Raw genomic sequence first — 866 nt, forward strand, 5'->3', positions numbered from 1 at the left:
ACCAGCGCCGATGGTACTGCCCGGGAGACTGGGTGGGAGAGTAGGTCACCGCCGGCCACTCACACGTTGAAGTGGTGCGTGAGCACCGTGCGGGGAGTTCACCTTCGGGTGAACTCCCCGCGTTCGTTTCAGCGCCGTCCGGGCCGCGTGAGAGCCTGGTGCACTGCACGACATCTGAACAGCGACGAGGATGCCCGCACGCTGCGGGCAGGTGGGAGAACGGCATGTCTGAATCCCGGCCCAGGGGCCGTGACGAGGGGCGTCCCGCCTCCGGTGGTGGCCGCCCGCGCCAGGGCGGTGCGCCCACCGGTCGAGGCCCCCGATCCTCGTCGCCCGACCGTCGTGACGGCGCTCCTCGTCGTGGCCCCGCCTCCGGTGGTGCTTCCCGGAGCGGAGCAGGACGACCCGAGGGCGCCGACCGTCCGCGCCGTGACCGTTCCGCTCCCGCACGTCCAGAGGGCGCAGGTCGCCCGACGGGCGGTGGCGCGGAGCGGCCTGGGCGCGGTGTGCGCGACGCGGCGAGCCGCGGCAACGGCGGTCCGGAAGGGCGTACCCGGTCGAGCGCGCCCACCGGCGACCGCCCACAGCGCAGCCGCTGGCAGCGGGACGAGCGTGGCTCTTCGGCCGGCCGGGAACCGCGTGATCGGGCACGGGACGACCGCCAGCAGGGCGGTGGTGCAGTGCGCTCCCCGCGCACCGACCGGGCGTGGTCCCGGGACGACCGCTCTCAGGACCGCGGCGGCCGCGCCGACGGTCGCTCTCCGGAGCGCGGCGGCCGCCCTGGCGGCCCCGGTCGTTCGGGTGATCGCGGGTTCCGTCGTGATGACCGGGCTCCGCGTGGTGAGGATCGCGGGTTCCGTCGTGAT

It is taken from the genome of Kineococcus sp. TRM81007 (genome assembly GCF_022669155.1).
Classification (GTDB): domain Bacteria; phylum Actinomycetota; class Actinomycetes; order Actinomycetales; family Kineococcaceae; genus Kineococcus.